Source organism: Aeromonas bivalvium, assembly GCF_000819765.1.
Classification (GTDB): Bacteria; Pseudomonadota; Gammaproteobacteria; order Enterobacterales; family Aeromonadaceae; genus Aeromonas; species Aeromonas bivalvium.
Genome location: NZ_CDBT01000017.1, coordinates 179,888 through 196,367, shown reverse-complemented (window position 1 = coordinate 196,367; position 16,480 = coordinate 179,888). Strand labels below are relative to the sequence as shown.

Here is a 16,480-nt window from a genome sequence, read left to right as displayed (position 1 = left end):
CTGTTTCTCAAGCCTCAGGCACTCAGGGTGGCGCCGCCGTCGACGACCAGATCCTGCAGCGTGATGTGGCTGGCCAGATCCGAGGCCAGGAAGAGGACGGTATGGGCGATCTCTGCCGGGGTGGCTACCTTGCGCAGGGGGATGCCGAGCTTGAACTGCTCCGGCAGCCCGGCGATGGTGCGGGCCATGGCCTCCTCGCTTGGCAGCATGCCCCGCAGCATGGGGGTATCGGTCGAGCCCGGCGACACCAGGTTGGCGCGCACGCCGAAGGGGGCCAGCTCCAGCCCCATCGTCTGGGTCAGGCTGGTGACCGCCGCCTTGGAGGCGCAGTAGGCCGCCATCTGCATGCGCGGCACATGGGCGGCGTTGGAGCCGATGGTGACGATGGCACCGCGCCGCTGCCCCTTGAAGTGGGGCACCAGGGCCCGCAGCAGATAGAAGACGCCGCTGGCGTTGACCGTCATGCAGTCGTGCCAGTCGTCATCGCTTAAGGTTTCGGTAGAACCGAGGCGCAAGACCCCGGCCCCGTTCACCAGTACATCGAGCCCGCCGTCCGCCAGCAGCGCTGCGCAGCAGGCGTTGACCGCCTTCGAGTCGCCAATATCGAGCAGCCGGGTGGCATAGGGGTAGTCGGCTTCGGGAAATGCCAGATCCAGCCCCACCACGGATGCGCCGGCCGCCACGAACTGCGTCGCCACCTCGCGGCCGATGCCGCGCCCGGCCCCGGTCACCCAGACCCGCTTGCCAGTGAAATCAAAGGCCATTGCTTGTTGCTCCTTATCCATCACCACACCATCTCCACGCTCTCTTCGTCCTCGGAAAGCAAGCCGTCGAGGAAACGGCAGAAATCATCCAGGCGCGGGTGATCGAACACGTCGGAGACCTTGACCTGCACCCCGAACTCGGCGCCGAGCCGGTTGACTATCTGTATGGTCTGCAGGGACTGGCCCCCCAGCTCGAAGAAGTTGTCGGCGGGCGCCATGGTGGCCAGACCCAGGATCTGCTGCCAGATGGCGCCGACCCGGTTCTCGGTCTCGCTGCCCAGGGTCAGGGCTTCGCCCCCCGCCTGGTAGGCGGCCAGCAGGGCCTTGCGATCCAGCTTGTTGGAGCCGGTGCGGGGCAACTGGTCATAGTGCCGATAATCGGTGGGGATCATGGCGGCAGGCAGCACCCTGGCCAGCTGCGCCTTGATGACCCGGCTGTCACGCTCAGGCCCCGCCACGAAGGCCACCAGCCGGCGCACGCTGCCGATGCTCACCCCTTGCACGCAGGCCTCGTCCACCCCCGGCAGGGCCAGCAGCTGGGCCTCCACCTCGCCGGGCTGGATGCGATAGCCGCTTATCTTGAATTCGTTGTCGCGCCGGCCGAGGTAGACCAGCCGACCGGACACCAAGCGCACCCGATCGCCGGTGCGATAGACGGGCACATTCTCCTCACCGATCCGCAGGGTGCCAAAGCTGCCTTGTACGCCCCCCACATAGCCGTTGGCCAGCTGCGGGCCGAGCAGCACCAGCTCCCCCTCGCTGGCGGGTTGCTCCCCTGCCCCCAGGATGAGCGCCTGCATGCCGGGCAGCGGCAGGCCGATGGGCAACTGGGCCTGGTTCGGGTCTTCCTGTTGCAGCTCCTGGGTGGTCACCACCACGGTCGTTTCGGTGGGGCCGTAGGTGTTGAACAGGCGCACATCCGTGCGGCCCTGGCGCTGCCACTGGGCCAGCTGCTCGGGGTAGACCGCCTCGCCGCCGATGATGACGGTAGCCAGATTGGCAGGAATGTGGGCCTGACCCGCCGTCAGCGCAACCACCCATTCGTTCCAGAACGCGGTGGGCAGATCGAGGTGGGTGATCCCCATCTGCTCCACCCCGGCCGCAAAGGCGGGCATGGATTCGAGCAAGGCGTCGGTGCGCAGCACCAGGGTGGCACCGGCGCTCAAGGTGGCGAACACCTCCTCGATGCTGGCGTCGAAGTTGAAGGGGGCGAATTGCAGCATCCGCGCCTCTTCATCCAGGTGATAACGGCAGCGGGCGGCGGCGGCGAAGTGATCCAGGGCGCCGTGGCTGACCGCCACCCCTTTGGGCAGACCGGTGGAGCCCGAGGTGAACATCAGGTAGGCGACGGCGTGGTCGGCGGCCGGCTGGTTGAGCCGATCATCGCTCACCAGATCCCCCGCCAGCAGGGTGCGCCCCTCAAACAGGCTGGCCAGCTTGTGGCGGTACTCGGCCTGGGTGATCAGGGTCTTGACCTCCCCCAGCCGCAGGATATGGCCCTGGCGCTCCAGGGGCTGCTCGGGATCGAGCGGCACGTAGACGGCGCCCGCCAGCAGCACCGCCAGCTGGGCGAAGATGGCCTGGGGGGTGCGGGCCAGCATGACCCCCACCTTGTCGCCGGGGGCGACGCCTGCGGCCTGCAGGGCGGCCGCCATCTGTTCGGATCTGGCCAGCAGCGCCTCGTAGCTGAAGCGGGCCTCTCCCTGCTCCAGCGCTACCTTGTCCGGGGTCTGGGCGGCGAAGTGGCAGAGCGCCTCCAGCACCGGCCGCACCTGGATGGCCTCGTGGGCGGGGCCGGCGATCAGGGCCCTGGCACGCTGCTCGGCCAGCCAGTCGGCCTTGAGCGTTCCCAGGGTCTGGGTGGGCTCCGCCAGCCAGCGTTCCAGCAGGGCAAACAGGGTATCGGCGATGGCCGCCAGATCCCCCTGCCGGTAGCAACCCGGGTTGGCATCCAGATCCAGTCTGGGCTGGCCATCGACGCCGACCTGCACCTCGATGGTGAGATCTTCCACCGGGCCGGCGCTGATGTTGAGAATATGGGCAGATAGCGGCCCGAAGCGGCGAGCGTGATCGAACGGCATGATGTTGACCAAGGGGCCGAACAGGCGCTTGTCCCCCCCCACCAGGCCAAGGTCGCGGCGCAGCAGCTCATAGCGGTAGTGCTGGTGTTTGCGCACCCCGCGCTTGGCCTTGGCCACGGCGCCGGCGGCTCCCGCCAGATCCAGCCCCTCTTCGAGCTCCAGAGCAAGGGGGGTAATGTTCATCTGCATGCAGGGCACGGTCAGCGACGCCGAGCCGATGCGGTTCATCATCATCAGGCCGAGCAGGGTCTGGCTCTGGCCGCTCGATAGCGACAGCTGGGCAGAGAGGCCGGCCAGCAGCAGATCGGGCCAGCCCAGCTTGTGCTCATCGGCAAAGCCGGTCAGGGATTGCCAGAGCGTCGCCGGCAGCGGGCGGCTCTCGCGGATAAAGTTGGCAGCAATCGGCGCGCGGGTTTCGCCAAAGGACTTCACCTCGGGCCAGCCTTGCAGCTGCTCCTGCCAGAAGGCGCGGGCGGCGGCGTTCTTGCCGCTTAGCTCGCGGCTCGCCTCTTCCGCCAGCACCTCAGCCAACGAGCCGAAGGGGGATGGGGAGTCCATCTCACCGGCCAGTCCCTCTGCATAGAGCTCGGCGATGCGCTGGAACAGCAGGGTGGTGCCAAAGCCGTCAAGGGCGATGTGGTGCACGCAGCTGTAGAGGTAATCGCGGCCGGGGCCGCGCAGCAGGGCGAAGCGGCAGGGGGCCTCTTCGGTTAGTTTGAACGGGCGGCGCAGATCGGCCCATGCCCAGGCGCGGGCCAGCGTCTCGTCATCGCGCTCGAGGGAGACCTCTTCATAGGCCAGGGGCAGCTCATGCGAGACGAAGCAGACCGCCTCCTTATCGTCTTCGAAGTGGCCCTTGAGCGCCTCGCACTCCCCCACCGCCTTGGCGAGGGCCGCGGCCAGCACGGCCGCCTCGACCTTGCCATCGAAGGCGATACACTCGGCGGTGTTGAACATCGCCTTGTCGTCGTTCAGCAGATGTCCGGACCAGAGCCCCTGCTGGGGGATGGTCAAGGGGAAGCGGTTCATGGGGTCACCTCCAGGGCCTGGGCTGCCAGCCTGGCCTCGATGAGGCGCCACCAGCCGTTGAGGGTCGGCAGCTTGGCGAGATCCACGAAACCGAGCTCCACCCCGGCGGCGCGCCACTCGGTGAGCAGGGCCATGATCCGCACCGAATCCAGACCGTAGTCGATGAGGTTCTCGTCGGGATCAAACTCCCCTTCGTCCTCGTCGATATGACTCAGCAGCCGCGCCTTGAGCCCTTCGTACGTCAGCAGCGGATTGGTGGGCAGGGCGGCAGAAGCCGGGGCCAGGGCCAGCACCTCCTCGCAGGGGATCACCTTGCCGCAGCGGGTCGCCACATAGTCCAGCGCCATCTGGTGATCGGCCAGGGAGAAGTCCGCCACCCCGTCCGCCAGGAAGAAAGGCTGGATGTCGCGCATGAAGGCGTCGCAGGCGGTCATCATGCAGCCGATATGGCCGTAGATGCCGCCGATGATCAGCTGATCCCGTCCCTGACTTTCAAGCATCTGCTCGAGCTCGGAGCGCTGGAAGGCGCTGTAGCGCCACTTGACCAGCACGGTGTCGTCCCGCTCTGGGCGCAGTGCTGCCACCACCTGCTGCTGTTCGGGCCGCTTGTTGAGCCCCGGGCCCCACATGTCGTTGAGCAGGGCGCGATCTTCGGGGGATTGATCCTTGGGCTGGGCGGTGTAGAAGACCGGGATGCCGAGGGCCTTGCACTGCTTGCGCACGGCGGCCAGGCGCTCGGTGAGCGCCGCGATCAGCGGGCTGTTCTCGCCGTAGAAGGCGGTGAAGTACTCCTGCATGTCGTGGATCAGCAGGGCGGCGCGTTTGGGGTCCAGAGACCAGTTGACCTTGTTGGCCTTCCACTGGCTGGGCATGGCGTAGTTGTTCAGGGTTGGGATAGCCATAACGTCATGATTCCTTGTTAGTTTTATGCTGTTGTCAGGGGTTGGTTGGCGGCGATGGCGTGCGCAATACGCGCCCGCAGCCCCTGCTTGTCAATCTTGCCCACCGCCGTCATGGGCAGGGCGTCCAGGGCTTCGAAACGGTCGGGCAGCTTGAAGTCCGCCACCCCGCGCTCGCGCAGAAACTTGCGCAAGGCCAGCGGCTTCAAGGCGGGATCCGTGCTGACGATAAAGGCGCAGCTCTTCTCCCCCATGGCGCTGTCGGGCATGGAGACCAGGGCCGCATGGGTGATGGCCGGGTGGTGCAGCAGCTGGTTTTCCACCTCTTCCGCCGCGATCTTCTCGCCGCCCCGGTTGATCTGATCCTTCTGTCGCCCGACCACTGTGAGGTAACCCTCGGCATCCTGCACTACCAGGTCGCCGGAGCAGTAGAAGCCCTCGCTATCGAACACCCGGGCGTTGTGGGCCGGGCTCTGGTAGTAACCGCGGAAGGTATAGGGGCCGCGAGTGTGCAGGGCGCCAGGCTGGCCGGGAGCGACCGGGTTGCCCGCCTCATCGAGGATGCGCACCTCGTCGTCCGGGCTCATGGGGCGGCCCTGGGTGTAAATGATCTTCTCGTCGGGATCAGAGAGCCGGGTGTAGTTGACCAGCCCCTCCGCCATGCCGAACACCTGCTGCAACCGGCAGCCGAGCAGCGGCCCTATCTTGCTGGCCACCGCCTCCCCCAGCTTGGCGCCGCCCACTTGCAGCAATGCCAGGCTCTCGAGCTGAGTGCGCGCAGCGGAGTCAGCTTCCGCTGCCTGCAGCCAGAGGGAGACCGCCGGCGGCACCAGCGAGGTGAGATTGACCCGGTGGCGGGCAATCAGCGGGAAACAGCTGATGGGGCTGGGGTCGGGTGCTAGCACCACTGTGCCACCCGCCTCGAACACCCCGAGGGCGCCAGGGGAGCTCAGGGGGAAGTTGTGGGGCGCCGGCAGGGCGCACAGATAGCGGGTGTGGGGCCCCAATTCACAGATTTCATTGCTGCGGCGCACGCTGTAGAGATAGTCATCGTGAGTGCGCGGGATGAGCTTGGGGGTGCCTGTGCTGCCGCCGGAGAGCTGGAAGAAGGCCACCTCGTCCGCCGGAGTCGGGCCATGGGCGGGGAGTGCCAACGCCTCGCTCCTGGCCAGATCACTCAGCCAGTGAGCCAGCCCCAGCTCTCCCGCGTCCCCATCCAGCAGCACCAGCTCGGCGCCGATGACGCGCAACAGGTCACTGTGGCGCTCCCCGCTGGCGAACAGGCCATGGGCGAGCGAGCCGATAAAGAGGCGGGGCTTGATCTGCTCGGCGTAGGACACCAGCTCCAGCCGGTTGTGGCTAAAGAGCGCATTGACCGGCGCTATGCCGGCTTTGAGCAGGGCGAAGAACACCAGATAGAACTCGGCCACATTGGGGAGCTGCACCAGGGCAGTATCCCCCACCCCCAGGCCGTGGCGGGCCAGACGCCCGGCCAGCCGGCTGGAGGCGGCGTCCAACTCCCGATAGCTGAAGCGGCGCTCGCCGCAGAGGATGGCCTCGGCATCGGGGGCCAGCTCGCACTGACGCGCCAGCATGGCGGTCAGCGGCTCGCCGCGCCAGTACCCCTTGGCACGGTATTGATTCGCCAGTTCCGCTGGCCAGCGGGTATAGAGCAGAAAACGGCGGCTATCGCTCATTGCGCCACCTCCAAATCCAGGCCCAGGGCCTTGAGCATGGTGCCCAGCTTGGTGCCGGTCTCGGCCCACTCCATGACGGGATCCGAGCCCGCGACGATCCCGGCGCCGGCAAAGAGCTCCACCTGATGGCCATCGAGCACGCCGCAGCGGATCACCACGGCCCACTCGCCGTTGCCCTGGCTGTCGCACCAGCCGACGATGCCGCTGAACAGGGCTCGCCGGAAGGGCTCCTGCTCGCGGATGAACTCGCGAGCGAGATCGGTGGGATAGCCGCACAGGGCCGGGGTGGGATGGAGCTGGCAGGCGAGTGACAGCACCGATGCCTCGCTGCCGTGCAGCTGGCCGGCGATGGGGGTACCCAGATGCCAGAGGGTATCCGTGCTCATCAGGGAGGGATGGGCCGGAATGGCCAGCTCGCGGCAGTGGGGGGTCAGCACCCGGCGGATCTCGTCGATCACCAGGCGGTGCTCATGCTGATCCTTGTGGGAGGCCAGCAGATCCCGGGCCACCGCCTCGTCCTGTTGCGGCTCGCTCGCCCGTCTGGCCGAGCCCGCCAGGGGGTGGGTGAACACCTCTCCCCCGCTGACCCGCAGCAGCAGCTCCGGGCTGGCGCCCAGCAGGCGACGCGTCCCATCCAGGGGCAGAGAGAAGTGGAAGGCGTGGGGGTTCTGGGTCATCAGCCGGGCCAGCACCTGCTTAGGGTCGGCGGGCTTGTGCAGGGTAAGGATCAGCTTGCGCGACAGCACCACCTTGGCGAGTCGTCCCTGGGCGAACGCATCCAGGGCGGCGCTCACCGAGGCCTGAAATTCGGCGGCGGCCGGGGTGCTCTGCACCGAAATGGCCTGATTCGCGGCCTGGGGGCCGGGTTCGCACTGGCGGCGCTCGCTGCGCTCAACCTGGCCGGGCACATAGAGGCAGGAGGGTTCGGCGGGATCGAAGGCGAAGGCGCCGATCAGCAGGGGATTGGCCTGGCCTGCGGCCCTGGCGGCCGCCATGGCCGCGTCTATCTGCCGTGCCAGCAAGGGCCATTCACTGGCTGGCGTTCGGATCGGCTGACCCAGATCATTGGCCCGGATCTCTCCCTGGTTCGACGTGAACAGGACGTCGGGGGTCGCAGCCTGACGCGGCGCGCGGGTTTCCATCACTTGAGTATCCATTTCACACCCATCGAATAAGACTATAAATGATAACTATTATCAGTCCGTTATCGTGCGGCGCTAAAATACTCGCTTTGAAATCCCCGGGTCAATGGAATTTGCATGGGACAAAACTGGAGCCTTTATGTGGGTATCACCTCGAGTGCAGGACCTTGCCACCCCATGGGGGCGGGCGTGGCCCCCGCTCCGGGCCCCGGGCTGCGACAGCCGATGACTCAGGCTTTCCCGTCACTGAGGCCAGTGTCCTGGATGATGGGCAGGGATCGGGTGAATACCCATCCAGAGCCGGCAATTGATCATTACTTTCATTTGTCGGAGGAGGGGGACCGCCATCGTCAGTCAGGGCAGCAGGTGACTGAGGCTTTCCCGTCACGGAGGCCAGTGGCCTGGATGATGGGCAGGAATCGGATGAATACCCATCCAGGGCTGGCAATTGATCATTACTTTCATCTGTCGGAGGAGGGGGACCGCCATCGTCAGTCAGGGCCGCAGGTGACTGAGGCTTTCCCGTCACGGAGGCCAGTGGCGAACACGCCAAACTGGGATCAGATGAATACCAACAAGGGCCAGCAATTGATAATTATTTGCATTTATCGGAGAATGGCCACCATCGTCAGTCAGGAGTCCTTTCATGTCCCAACCCGCCCCCGTCAATCGTCCCCGTCTGCTCAGCGTCAAGCGGGTTCAGGATCTCACCCCTCACCTGCGCCGCATCTGCCTGACCGGCCCCGATCTTGCCGACTACCCCTTCACCTGTGGTGGCGCCCACATCAAGATCATGCTGCCGCAGCCGGGCCAGGCCCATGCCGTCCTGCCCACCCCCACGCCCCAGGGGCCACGCTGGGAGGATCCGAGCCAGAGGCCCATCATGCGCACCTTCACCATTCGCGCCTTTCGCCCCGAGGCCCTGGAGCTGGACATCGACTTCGCGCTCCATGGCGAGACGGGGCCGGCCAGCCGCTTCGCCCTCAATGCCAAGCCGGGGGACAGGCTCGCCATCTCGGGTCCCGGTGGTCCCAACCCCATGCTGCAGGCGGCCGACCACTACTACATGGTGGGGGATCTCACCTCCCTGCCCGCCATCTGCGCCATGGCGGAGGTGATGGCGCCCCAGGCCAGGGGCCACATAGCCCTGCTGGTGCCCCATGAGCAAGACATACTGGACATACCGCTGCCGGCCGGGGTCGAACTGCGCTGGTTTGTCGGCAGCCCGGAGCAGACAGAGCCCCTGATCAGCCATCTCACCAGCCAGCCCATGAGCGGCGACAACAGCTACTTCTGGTTCGGTGGCGAGGAGGGGCTGGTGGTTCCCATGCGCCGCCATGTCAGACGCACCCTGGAAGTGGATCGCAGTCGCGTCTATGCCGTCCCCTACTGGCGCCATGGCAAGGATGAAGAGGCCTATCACCACGCCCGCCACGACGTGATGGACAGCTGATCTCCCCCTGCCCCGCCCGGGCCCGTGGTCGCCATGCCCGGGCCCTTGCCGTTTGCCTCTCCCCCCTCTCCTGCCCTTCGCGTTAGTGCTTGCAAGTCACGGACAAAACAAGATAATGATAATCACTCTCAACAACTGCGATGGGAGTGTCCACCGACGGATGTCGCCACGGCATCGGCCCCATCGCCCCATTCCCTCACAAGGTAATCCAGATGGCAGTCTTGAATTCGGTCATGCGCGCCGCTACCGTGACGACGCTCCCCACCCCGGCAGACCTGCTGGCACAGCAACCCTGTCCTGCCCAGTTGCAGGCCCGGATTGCACAGCATCGACAACAGGCCAGCGACATTCTGGGCGGGGAGGATGACCGCCTGCTGGTGGTGATAGGTCCCTGCTCCCTGCACGATCCCCGGGCGGCCCTCGACTATGCCAGGCGCCTGGCCCCCCTGGCCGCCCAGTACCAGGATCGGCTGCAGATAGTGATGCGGGCCTACTTCGAGAAGCCGCGCACCACTGTGGGCTGGAAAGGGCTGGTGTTCGATCCCCATCTGGATGGCAGCCATGATCTTGCCCTGGGTCTGCGCCTGGCGCGCCAGCTGCTGATCGACATTGGCGAGCTGGGCCTGGCCACCGCCACCGAGTTTCTCGACACCACCAGCTTCCTCTATCTCGCCGACCTTATCAGCTGGGGAGCGATCGGCGCCCGCACCACAGAGTCCCAGGTTCATCGCCAGCTTGCCTCCGCCCTGCCCTGCCCGGTCGGTTTCAAGAACGGCACGGATGGCAATGTCCGGGTCGCCCTGGATGCCATCCAGGCGAGCCGGGCCCCCCACCTGTTCACGACACCGGGCAGCGAAGGGGGCATGGTGGTGGTCCAGAGCCAGGGCAATGGGACAGGTCACATCATCCTTCGCGGCGGCACCAGCCCCAATTACCATGCGGCCGATGTGGACGCGGCGGCGCAGCGCCTGCGCGGCCAGGGGCTGGCCCCCCGGCTCATGGTCGATTGCAGCCACGGCAACAGCCAGAAGCAGCACAAGAACCAGCTCAGGGTGGCCGAGTCCCTCGCCCACCAGCTGGCCCAGGGCAGCCAGGCCATTGCCGCCGTCATGGTCGAGAGCTTCCTGGTGGAGGGCGCTCAGGCTCCCGCCCCCCTGGGCGCCCTCACCTATGGCCAGTCGGTCACCGATGCCTGCCTCGGCTGGGATGACAGCCTGAGCCTGCTCGCCCTGCTGGCCGAGGCGGTCTCGGCGCGCCGTCGCCACCTTGCCTCGGCCCCGGCGCCCTGCTGGGAAGCCCAGCTGGCCAGCTGACGCCGTCAGACGCGGCGCCAGGACCCGGCGCGGATCCCGGCCACTATACTTGGCCGGTGTCATCCTTCACCCGGAGTGCCCCATGGTGCCGCGCCTCATCCTCTGCCTCCTGCTCTGCCTCACCCTGGCCCCCCTGCCCGGGGCCAGCCCCCTCAACGTCAGCCTGCTGCACCGGGATCTGGCCCACCCCTGGGGGCTGGTGTTCCTGCCCGGTGGCGATCTGCTGGTGAGCGAGCGCCCCGGCCGCCTGCTGCGACTGGGGGCCGACGGACGGCGCCATGCCGTGACCGGCCTGCCCGAGGTAGCGGCCCAGGGCCAGGGGGGCCTGCTCGATCTCGCCCTGGATGACGAAGGCTGGCTCTATTTCAGCTACAGCGAACCCGGGCCGGGGGGCAGCAGCACCGCCGTCGCCCGGGCCAGGCTGCAAGACGATCGCCTGGTCTCCCTGCAACCCCTGTTCAGCCAGCGTCCCAAGGTGTCTGGCGGCGCCCATTTCGGCTCCCGCCTGGTGCTGGGGGGCGATGGCCTGCTCTACATCACGCTGGGGGATCGCTACCATCAGCGCGACCTGGCCCAGCGCCTGGACAACCACATCGGCAAGACGGTGCGCCTGCACCGGGATGGCAGCGTGCCGGCGGACAACCCTTTTCGCCACACCCAGGGGGCCCTGCCCGAGATCTGGAGCCTGGGGCATCGCAACATGCAGGGGGCGGCCTGGCGGCCTGCGGCCGACCAGTTCTGGGCCCACGAACACGGCCCCCAGGGCGGGGACGAGGTCAATCTCATCCTGGGAGGGCAAAATTATGGCTGGCCCAGGGTCAGCTTCGGCGAGGAGTATGGCGGCGGCAAGATTGGCGAGGGGACAGCGGCGCCAGGGCTGGTCACTCCCCTCAAGGTCTGGGTGCCCTCCATCGCCCCCTCCGGCATGGTGTTTCACTCCGGGGCCCGCTACCCCCAGTGGCGGGACAAGCTGTTCGTCGGCGCCCTGCGCGGCCAGTCACTGCGGGAGCTGACCCTGGCCGGCGACACCATCGTCGGCGAACGCACCCTGCTCGGGGAGCGGGGGGAGCGGATCCGCACCGTCAAGGAGGGACCGGATGGCGCCCTCTATCTGCTCACCGACAGCGGGTCGGGCAAGGTGTTGCGGCTGACGCCCCAGCCCCTCGACTAGACTGAGAGGGCCCGTATCCCGGAGAGTCACAAGGAGCAACGCCATGAGATCCCTCAAGACCCTGATCATCTTCCTCTGCTGCGGCCTGCTGATGGCCTGCAACACCATGAGCGGCGTGGGCAAGGATGTCGAAAAAGTCGGCGAGAGCATCCAGAAGAGCGCCGACAAGTGACCCCGGGGCCGGGTGCCCCCCACCACCCGGCCCTGCTCCCCCCATAAAGCAGTGGCTCGCCGCGCCGCTCTGTAATAAGGTTTTTCCTGCTCTTTATTCTCGACCCTATCAGTTCGATCCCGGCCGACCCATATTGCGCAGGATCCCCACAGAGACCCGTTATGCCCCCTCAGCCCGTTCTTGACCCTCTTCCCGGCCCGGACCCCGACCTTGTCTCCTTCGCCGCCCTCATGGGCCGCCACTTCCCGGGTGCCCGGGTGCTGATCGTCCCCGCCGCCCCCATGGCCCCTGCCGCCTTCGGCTTGACCCCGGCAGAGCAGGCCCCCCTCCTCGGCCTCGCCAGCCAGTTGGGGACCGAGGCCCATTTTTACCGGGATCGGCCGCCTGCGTCTGGTCTCCCCCCCGGCGCCGACATCCCGGGGGCCTGCGCCCTGATCCCCCTGGCCGGCGGCGAGGGCCGCCCCCTCGGCTGGTTCGCGATCCTGCTGCCCGGCAGCCATGACTTCACCCCCTGGGAGCGCCAGGACCTGGACGGCTTCACCCACCAGCTCGAGTGCATGCTGCAAAGCGCCCCCGGCAGCCCGGGTTGCTACAGCCAGCTGTTCGAACTCACCTTCAACCAGTCTTCGGTCGGCATGGCCCTCTCGGCCCCGGACGGTCGCTGGCTGCGGGCCAACCAGAGCCTGTGCCGGCTGCTGGGCTATCCCGAATCCCGGCTCATCGAACGGGACTGGCAATCCATGACCCATGGCGCGGATCTCGCGGCCGAGGTACGGCTGTTCGAGCAGCTGCTGGCGGGGGAGCGGCAGAGCTACCGACTGGAGAAGCGGCTGCTGCGCATCGACGGCACGCCCCACTGGGTCCAGCTCAGCGTGACCCTGTGCCGGGGGCGCGGCCCCCGGCAGACCCACCTGATCGCCGTGTTCACCGACATTGACGATCGCAAGCAGGCGGAGCAGCAGCTGCGCCAGCTGCAGTCCCGGCTGGAGCAGCAGGTGGCCGAACGCACCCAGGCCCTCTCCCGCGCCTTGGCGGAGCGGGACAGGGAGATGGCCGAGCGCGCCCAGGCGCAGGCGCGGCTGATGGAAGAGAAGAACCGTTTCCAGAACATGCTGGACAACAGCAGCGCCGCCTTCATCGAGGTGAACGAGCAGGGCCGCCTCTGCGGCTGGAACCCGGCGGCCAGCACCCTGTTTGGCTGGCAGGCAGAGGCCGTGCTGGGCCGGCCGCTCACGGCCCTGTTCGACCCTGACTCTCCCTTCTGCAAGCTGCTGCTGAGCCAGGATCCCCAGCCCAGACGCCAGGAGGTGGACATTCGCGATCGGGATGCTCGCCTCGTCCAGGCGGAGGTGATGGCCGAGTCGAGCCTGCATGGGGGGCGGCCGAGCCGCTTCGCCTTCATCCATGACATCTCGGCCCGGCGCAGCGTGGCCCAGCAACTCAAGCAGAGCAAGAGCCGGCTCAAGGCCATCGCCGACAACATGCCGGCCCTGATCGCCCAGATCAACCCGCAGCAGCGTTATCTGTACGCCAACCGCGCCTATCAGGAGTGGTTCGGCGTCAGCAGCGAGCAGCTCTATACCATGTCGGTGGAGGATCTCATCGGCCCCAAGGCCTACGGGGTCGCGGCCCCTCACCTGGCCAGGGCCCTGGCCGGGGAGGAGCTCGCCTTCGACACGCCGTTTGACACCCTGCAGGGGGAGCGCATGGTGCACTCCCACTATGTGCCCAACCCCGAGCCCGGCACCGGCCTCTACATACTGGCCACCGACATCAGCGAGCTGACCGAGCTGCAACGGCGCCTCGAGCACGAGGCGGCCCACGATGCCCTCACCGGCTTGCCCAACCGGCGCGCCTTCAGCCTGCGTCTCGAACGCGAGCTGGCGCGCACCCGCCAGGGCAGCGGCCACCTGGCCCTGCTGTTTATCGATCTCGATGGTTTCAAGCAGCTCAACGACAACCTGGGTCACGACTTTGGCGACCGGGTGCTGCGTTACTTCGCCGAGCGGCTGCAGGCCTGCGTGCGGCCGGGAGACATGGTGGCGCGCCTGGCGGGGGATGAATTTACCCTGCTGCTGCCGGATCTCGGGGATCCCCACAGGGAAGTGCATCAGGTGTGCGAGCGGCTGCTGGCAGATCTTGCCACCACGCGGGAGCTGGCAGGCCAGCCCCTGCGCCTGACCTGCAGCATAGGGGCGGCCCTGTGCCCGCCGGGCCGGGAGATGACCCTGGATACCCTGCTCAATCAGGCCGATGGCGCCATGTATCGCGCCAAGGCTGCGGGCAAGGGGCGTTACGCGCTGGCCTGAGCCTGGGTCAGGGGCACCAGGGAGAGCTGAACCCCGTGCTGGGCCAGCATCTCCCTGGCGTTCTGGGCGAGCCTGTCATCGCTGATCACCCTATCGATCGCCTCCCAGCCCACCACCTTGAAGGTGCCCACCTTGCCGTATTTGGAGGAGTCGCAGATGAGGATGCGGGTCGAGGCGGCGTCCACCACGGCCCGCTTGACCGGCACCTTCTCCTCGTTCGGGGTGGAGATGCCATGGCCATCCCAGGAGGAGGAGGAGAGAAAGGCGATATCCAGATGCAGGTTGCGCAGGAAGTGGGCGGTCGCCTCCCCGGCGCAGGACTGGTTGTCGCGGATCACCATGCCGCCGGTGTGATAGAGCCGCCCCAGGCCATGTTCGATCAGGTAGGCACACACCATGAAGTCGTTGGTCACTATCATGAGGTCATCACGCAGCGCCAGCTCCCGGGCCAGCTCCAGGGAGGTGGTGCCCGCATCCAGATAGACGGTACTGCCCGCCGTCACCTGCTCCGCGGCCAGGCGGGCGATGGCCAGCTTGGCCTCCTGCATCAGGCTGCGCTTGGCGGCGTGGGAGGGTTCGCTGGTGATGCGCTCGGCCAGACTGACCCCGCCGGAGACCGACAACACCCGCCCCTGCTGCTCCAGCTTCTGGATATCCCGGCGCACCGTCATGTGGGAAACATCGAGCCGCTCGGTGAGCTCCAGTATGCTGACCACGCCGCGCTCGGCCAGCAGGTGCAATATCTGTTGCTGTCGTTCTATGGGGATCATGGGGCCTCCTCCTGTCAGTGGCGTCGCCATTCTAGCCCAACGGCATGGTAAAAAATGATAAAAGTTCATCTCGGCCACTGAAATTAACATTAAATCACATAGACTCCCCAGCCAACGCCCTCATGAAAGGGGCCAACTGAATCAAATCACAAAAAATAACAGTAATTGAGTTAAATTTTGTGATTTGCGCCCGATATTTCACCGCCATTAGCCCCTACTATGAGCCCATACGTCGTCGCATAGAGGAACTCAGCATGTCTCACCCTTATCAGGTTGCCGTCATCGGCCTTGGCGCCATGGGCATGGGCGCCGCCCTCTCCTGCCTGCGGGCAGGGTTGCAGACCCATGGCATAGACCTGGCCCCGGCCGCCCGCGAGCGGCTCGCCGCCGCCGGCGCCGCCAGTGTCGGGGCGAATGCCCACGCCATCGCCGACCGGCTCGATGCCGTGCTGCTGCTGGTGGTCAATGCCGCCCAGGTGCGCCGCATCCTGCTCGGCGAAGAGGGGCTGGCCCGCCGCCTCAGGCCGGGCACGGCCGTGATGATCAGCGCCACCATCGCCAGCGAGGAGGCGAAAGCCATCGCAAGCGAGCTGACCGCTCAGGGGTTGCTGGTGCTCGATGCCCCCGTCTCAGGCGGCGCGGTCAAGGCAGAGGCGGGAGAGATGGTGGTGATGGCCTCGGGCGCCAGGGCCGCCTTCGAGCGGCTGCAACCCGTGCTCGATGCGGTGGCGGACCGGGTCTTCGTCATCGGCGAACAACCGGGCCAGGGCAGCACGGTCAAGATCATCCACCAGCTGCTGGCGGGGGTGCACATCGCGGTAGCCGCCGAGGCCATGGCGCTGGCGAGCCGCGCCGGGGTGCCGCTCGATCTCATGTACGAGGTGGTCACCCAGGCCGCCGGCAACTCCTGGATGTTTGAAAACCGCATGCCCAGGGTCATCAGCGGCGACTACAGCCCCCGCTCCGCGGTGAACATCTTCGTCAAGGATCTCAACCTGGTGGCGGACACGGCCCGGGCCCTGAACTTCCCGCTGCCCCTGGCGAACGCCGCCCTGAACCAGTTCCTCAGCGCCAGCAACGCCGGTCACGGCCAGGAGGACGACAGCGCCGTCATCAAGGCCTATGCCGGGATCCAGCTGCCGGGAGACGCACAATGAGACTCGGGGTCATAGCGGACGATTTCACCGGCGCCACCGACATCGCCGGCTTCCTGGTGGAGAATGGTCTCTCCACCCTGCAACTGGCCGGGGTGCCGAGCGGGGGAGAACTGCCCCAAACGGATGCCCTGGTGGTGAGCCTCAAGAGCCGATCCTGCTCCGCCGAACAGGCGGTGGCGGACTCCCTCGCCGCCCTCACCTGGCTGCGGGAGCAGGGTTGCGATCGCATCTATCAGAAGTACTGCTCCACCTTCGACAGCACGCCCCTGGGCAACATAGGCCCGGTGGCCGATGCCCTGCTGGCGGCGCTTGACCACGACTTCACCCTGATCTGCCCCGCGCTGCCGGTCAATGGCCGCACCGTCTATCAGGGCAACCTGTTCGTCGGGCCCCAGCCCCTGGCCGAATCCGGCATGCGCCACCACCCCCTCACCCCCATGACCGACAGCAACCTGCTGCGGCTGATGGATGCCCAGGGGCGCGGACGCACCGGCCTGGTGCCACTGAATACCATTGCGGCGGG

13 protein-coding genes are annotated in these 16,480 nt (G+C 66.9%); 7 read left to right on the top strand and 6 right to left on the bottom strand.

Annotated features, from left to right (window positions below; genetic code table 11):
* Positions 1–14: 14 nt before the first annotated feature.
* The 5 genes from amoA to BN1119_RS07325 are packed head-to-tail and all read right to left on the bottom strand — an operon-like array spanning position 15 to position 7,627.
* Positions 15–764 (bottom strand): amonabactin biosynthesis protein AmoA, encoded by a 750-nt coding sequence (amoA, locus tag BN1119_RS07345; protein WP_041995872.1) that lies wholly within the window; start codon positions 762–764, stop codon positions 15–17.
* A gap of 20 nt (positions 765–784) precedes the next feature.
* Positions 785–3,874: an amonabactin biosynthesis non-ribosomal peptide synthetase AmoF gene (gene amoF, locus BN1119_RS07340; RefSeq protein ID WP_041995869.1), complete on the bottom strand. Its 3,090-nt coding sequence runs from the start codon at positions 3,872–3,874 to the stop codon at positions 785–787.
* Positions 3,871–4,776 carry an amonabactin biosynthesis bifunctional protein AmoB gene (gene amoB, locus BN1119_RS07335; RefSeq protein WP_041995866.1) on the bottom strand — a complete coding sequence of 302 codons (906 nt, stop codon included), beginning with the start codon at positions 4,774–4,776 and terminating at the stop codon, positions 3,871–3,873. The genes amoF and amoB overlap by 4 nt, the downstream gene beginning before the upstream one ends.
* Before the next feature lie 23 nt (positions 4,777–4,799).
* Complete coding sequence (locus BN1119_RS07330) at positions 4,800–6,470, bottom strand: (2,3-dihydroxybenzoyl)adenylate synthase (protein WP_041995863.1); 1,671 nt, start codon at positions 6,468–6,470, stop codon at positions 4,800–4,802.
* Positions 6,467–7,627 carry an isochorismate synthase gene (locus BN1119_RS07325; RefSeq protein ID WP_041995860.1) on the bottom strand — a complete coding sequence of 387 codons (1,161 nt, stop codon included), beginning with the start codon at positions 7,625–7,627 and terminating at the stop codon, positions 6,467–6,469. The genes BN1119_RS07330 and BN1119_RS07325 overlap by 4 nt, the downstream gene beginning before the upstream one ends.
* Before the next feature lie 631 nt (positions 7,628–8,258).
* Between BN1119_RS07325 and BN1119_RS07320 the strand changes: the two genes are divergently transcribed.
* The 5 genes from BN1119_RS07320 (at position 8,259) to BN1119_RS19645 (ending at position 14,030) form a co-directional block, all read left to right on the top strand.
* Positions 8,259–9,065 carry a siderophore-interacting protein gene (locus tag BN1119_RS07320; RefSeq protein WP_041995857.1) on the top strand — a complete coding sequence of 269 codons (807 nt, stop codon included), beginning with the start codon at positions 8,259–8,261 and terminating at the stop codon, positions 9,063–9,065.
* Positions 9,066–9,277: 212 nt separating this feature from the next.
* Entirely contained in the window at positions 9,278–10,378 is a 1,101-nt protein-coding gene (locus tag BN1119_RS07315) for a 3-deoxy-7-phosphoheptulonate synthase (protein WP_041995854.1), read from the top strand.
* 82 nt (positions 10,379–10,460) lie between these two features.
* Positions 10,461–11,549, top strand: a complete 1,089-nt coding sequence (locus BN1119_RS07310; protein ID WP_041995851.1) for a PQQ-dependent sugar dehydrogenase — start codon at positions 10,461–10,463, stop codon at positions 11,547–11,549.
* Positions 11,550–11,592: 43 nt separating this feature from the next.
* Positions 11,593–11,721 carry an entericidin A/B family lipoprotein gene (locus BN1119_RS07305; protein ID WP_041995849.1) on the top strand — a complete coding sequence of 43 codons (129 nt, stop codon included), beginning with the start codon at positions 11,593–11,595 and terminating at the stop codon, positions 11,719–11,721.
* Positions 11,722–11,882: 161 nt separating this feature from the next.
* Positions 11,883–14,030: a sensor domain-containing protein gene (locus tag BN1119_RS19645; protein WP_052448035.1), complete on the top strand. Its 2,148-nt coding sequence runs from the start codon at positions 11,883–11,885 to the stop codon at positions 14,028–14,030.
* Here the strand turns inward: BN1119_RS19645 and BN1119_RS07295 are convergent.
* Positions 14,015–14,800, bottom strand: a complete 786-nt coding sequence (locus tag BN1119_RS07295; protein WP_041995846.1) for a DeoR/GlpR family DNA-binding transcription regulator — start codon at positions 14,798–14,800, stop codon at positions 14,015–14,017. The genes BN1119_RS19645 and BN1119_RS07295 overlap by 16 nt on opposite strands.
* Positions 14,801–15,054: 254 nt before the next feature.
* Between BN1119_RS07295 and ltnD the strand changes: the two genes are divergently transcribed.
* Positions 15,055–15,957, top strand: a complete 903-nt coding sequence (ltnD, locus tag BN1119_RS07290; RefSeq protein ID WP_041995843.1) for an L-threonate dehydrogenase — start codon at positions 15,055–15,057, stop codon at positions 15,955–15,957.
* Positions 15,954–16,480, top strand: a 527-nt coding sequence (locus BN1119_RS07285; RefSeq protein WP_167335461.1) for a four-carbon acid sugar kinase family protein, incomplete at its 3' end; no start/stop codon positions are given. The genes ltnD and BN1119_RS07285, both read left to right, overlap by 4 nt.

Bases quoted from the DNA above. Each gene is read 5' to 3' on its own strand.
- BN1119_RS19645 (WP_052448035.1), top strand. From the start codon at position 11,883: ATGCCCCCTCAGCCCGTTCTTGACCCTCTTCCCGGCCCGGACCCCGAC.
- BN1119_RS07320 (WP_041995857.1), top strand. From the start codon at position 8,259: ATGTCCCAACCCGCCCCCGTCAATCGTCCCCGTCTGCTCAGCGTCAAG.
- amoA (WP_041995872.1), bottom strand. From the start codon at position 764: ATGGCCTTTGATTTCACTGGCAAGCGGGTCTGGGTGACCGGGGCCGGG.
- BN1119_RS07315 (WP_041995854.1), top strand. From the start codon at position 9,278: ATGGCAGTCTTGAATTCGGTCATGCGCGCCGCTACCGTGACGACGCTC.
- BN1119_RS07305 (WP_041995849.1), top strand. From the start codon at position 11,593: ATGAGATCCCTCAAGACCCTGATCATCTTCCTCTGCTGCGGCCTGCTG.
- amoB (WP_041995866.1), bottom strand. From the start codon at position 4,776: ATGGCTATCCCAACCCTGAACAACTACGCCATGCCCAGCCAGTGGAAG.
- BN1119_RS07310 (WP_041995851.1), top strand. From the start codon at position 10,461: ATGGTGCCGCGCCTCATCCTCTGCCTCCTGCTCTGCCTCACCCTGGCC.
- BN1119_RS07295 (WP_041995846.1), bottom strand. From the start codon at position 14,800: ATGATCCCCATAGAACGACAGCAACAGATATTGCACCTGCTGGCCGAG.
- ltnD (WP_041995843.1), top strand. From the start codon at position 15,055: ATGTCTCACCCTTATCAGGTTGCCGTCATCGGCCTTGGCGCCATGGGC.
- BN1119_RS07325 (WP_041995860.1), bottom strand. From the start codon at position 7,627: ATGGATACTCAAGTGATGGAAACCCGCGCGCCGCGTCAGGCTGCGACC.
- amoF (WP_041995869.1), bottom strand. From the start codon at position 3,874: ATGAACCGCTTCCCCTTGACCATCCCCCAGCAGGGGCTCTGGTCCGGA.
- BN1119_RS07330 (WP_041995863.1), bottom strand. From the start codon at position 6,470: ATGAGCGATAGCCGCCGTTTTCTGCTCTATACCCGCTGGCCAGCGGAA.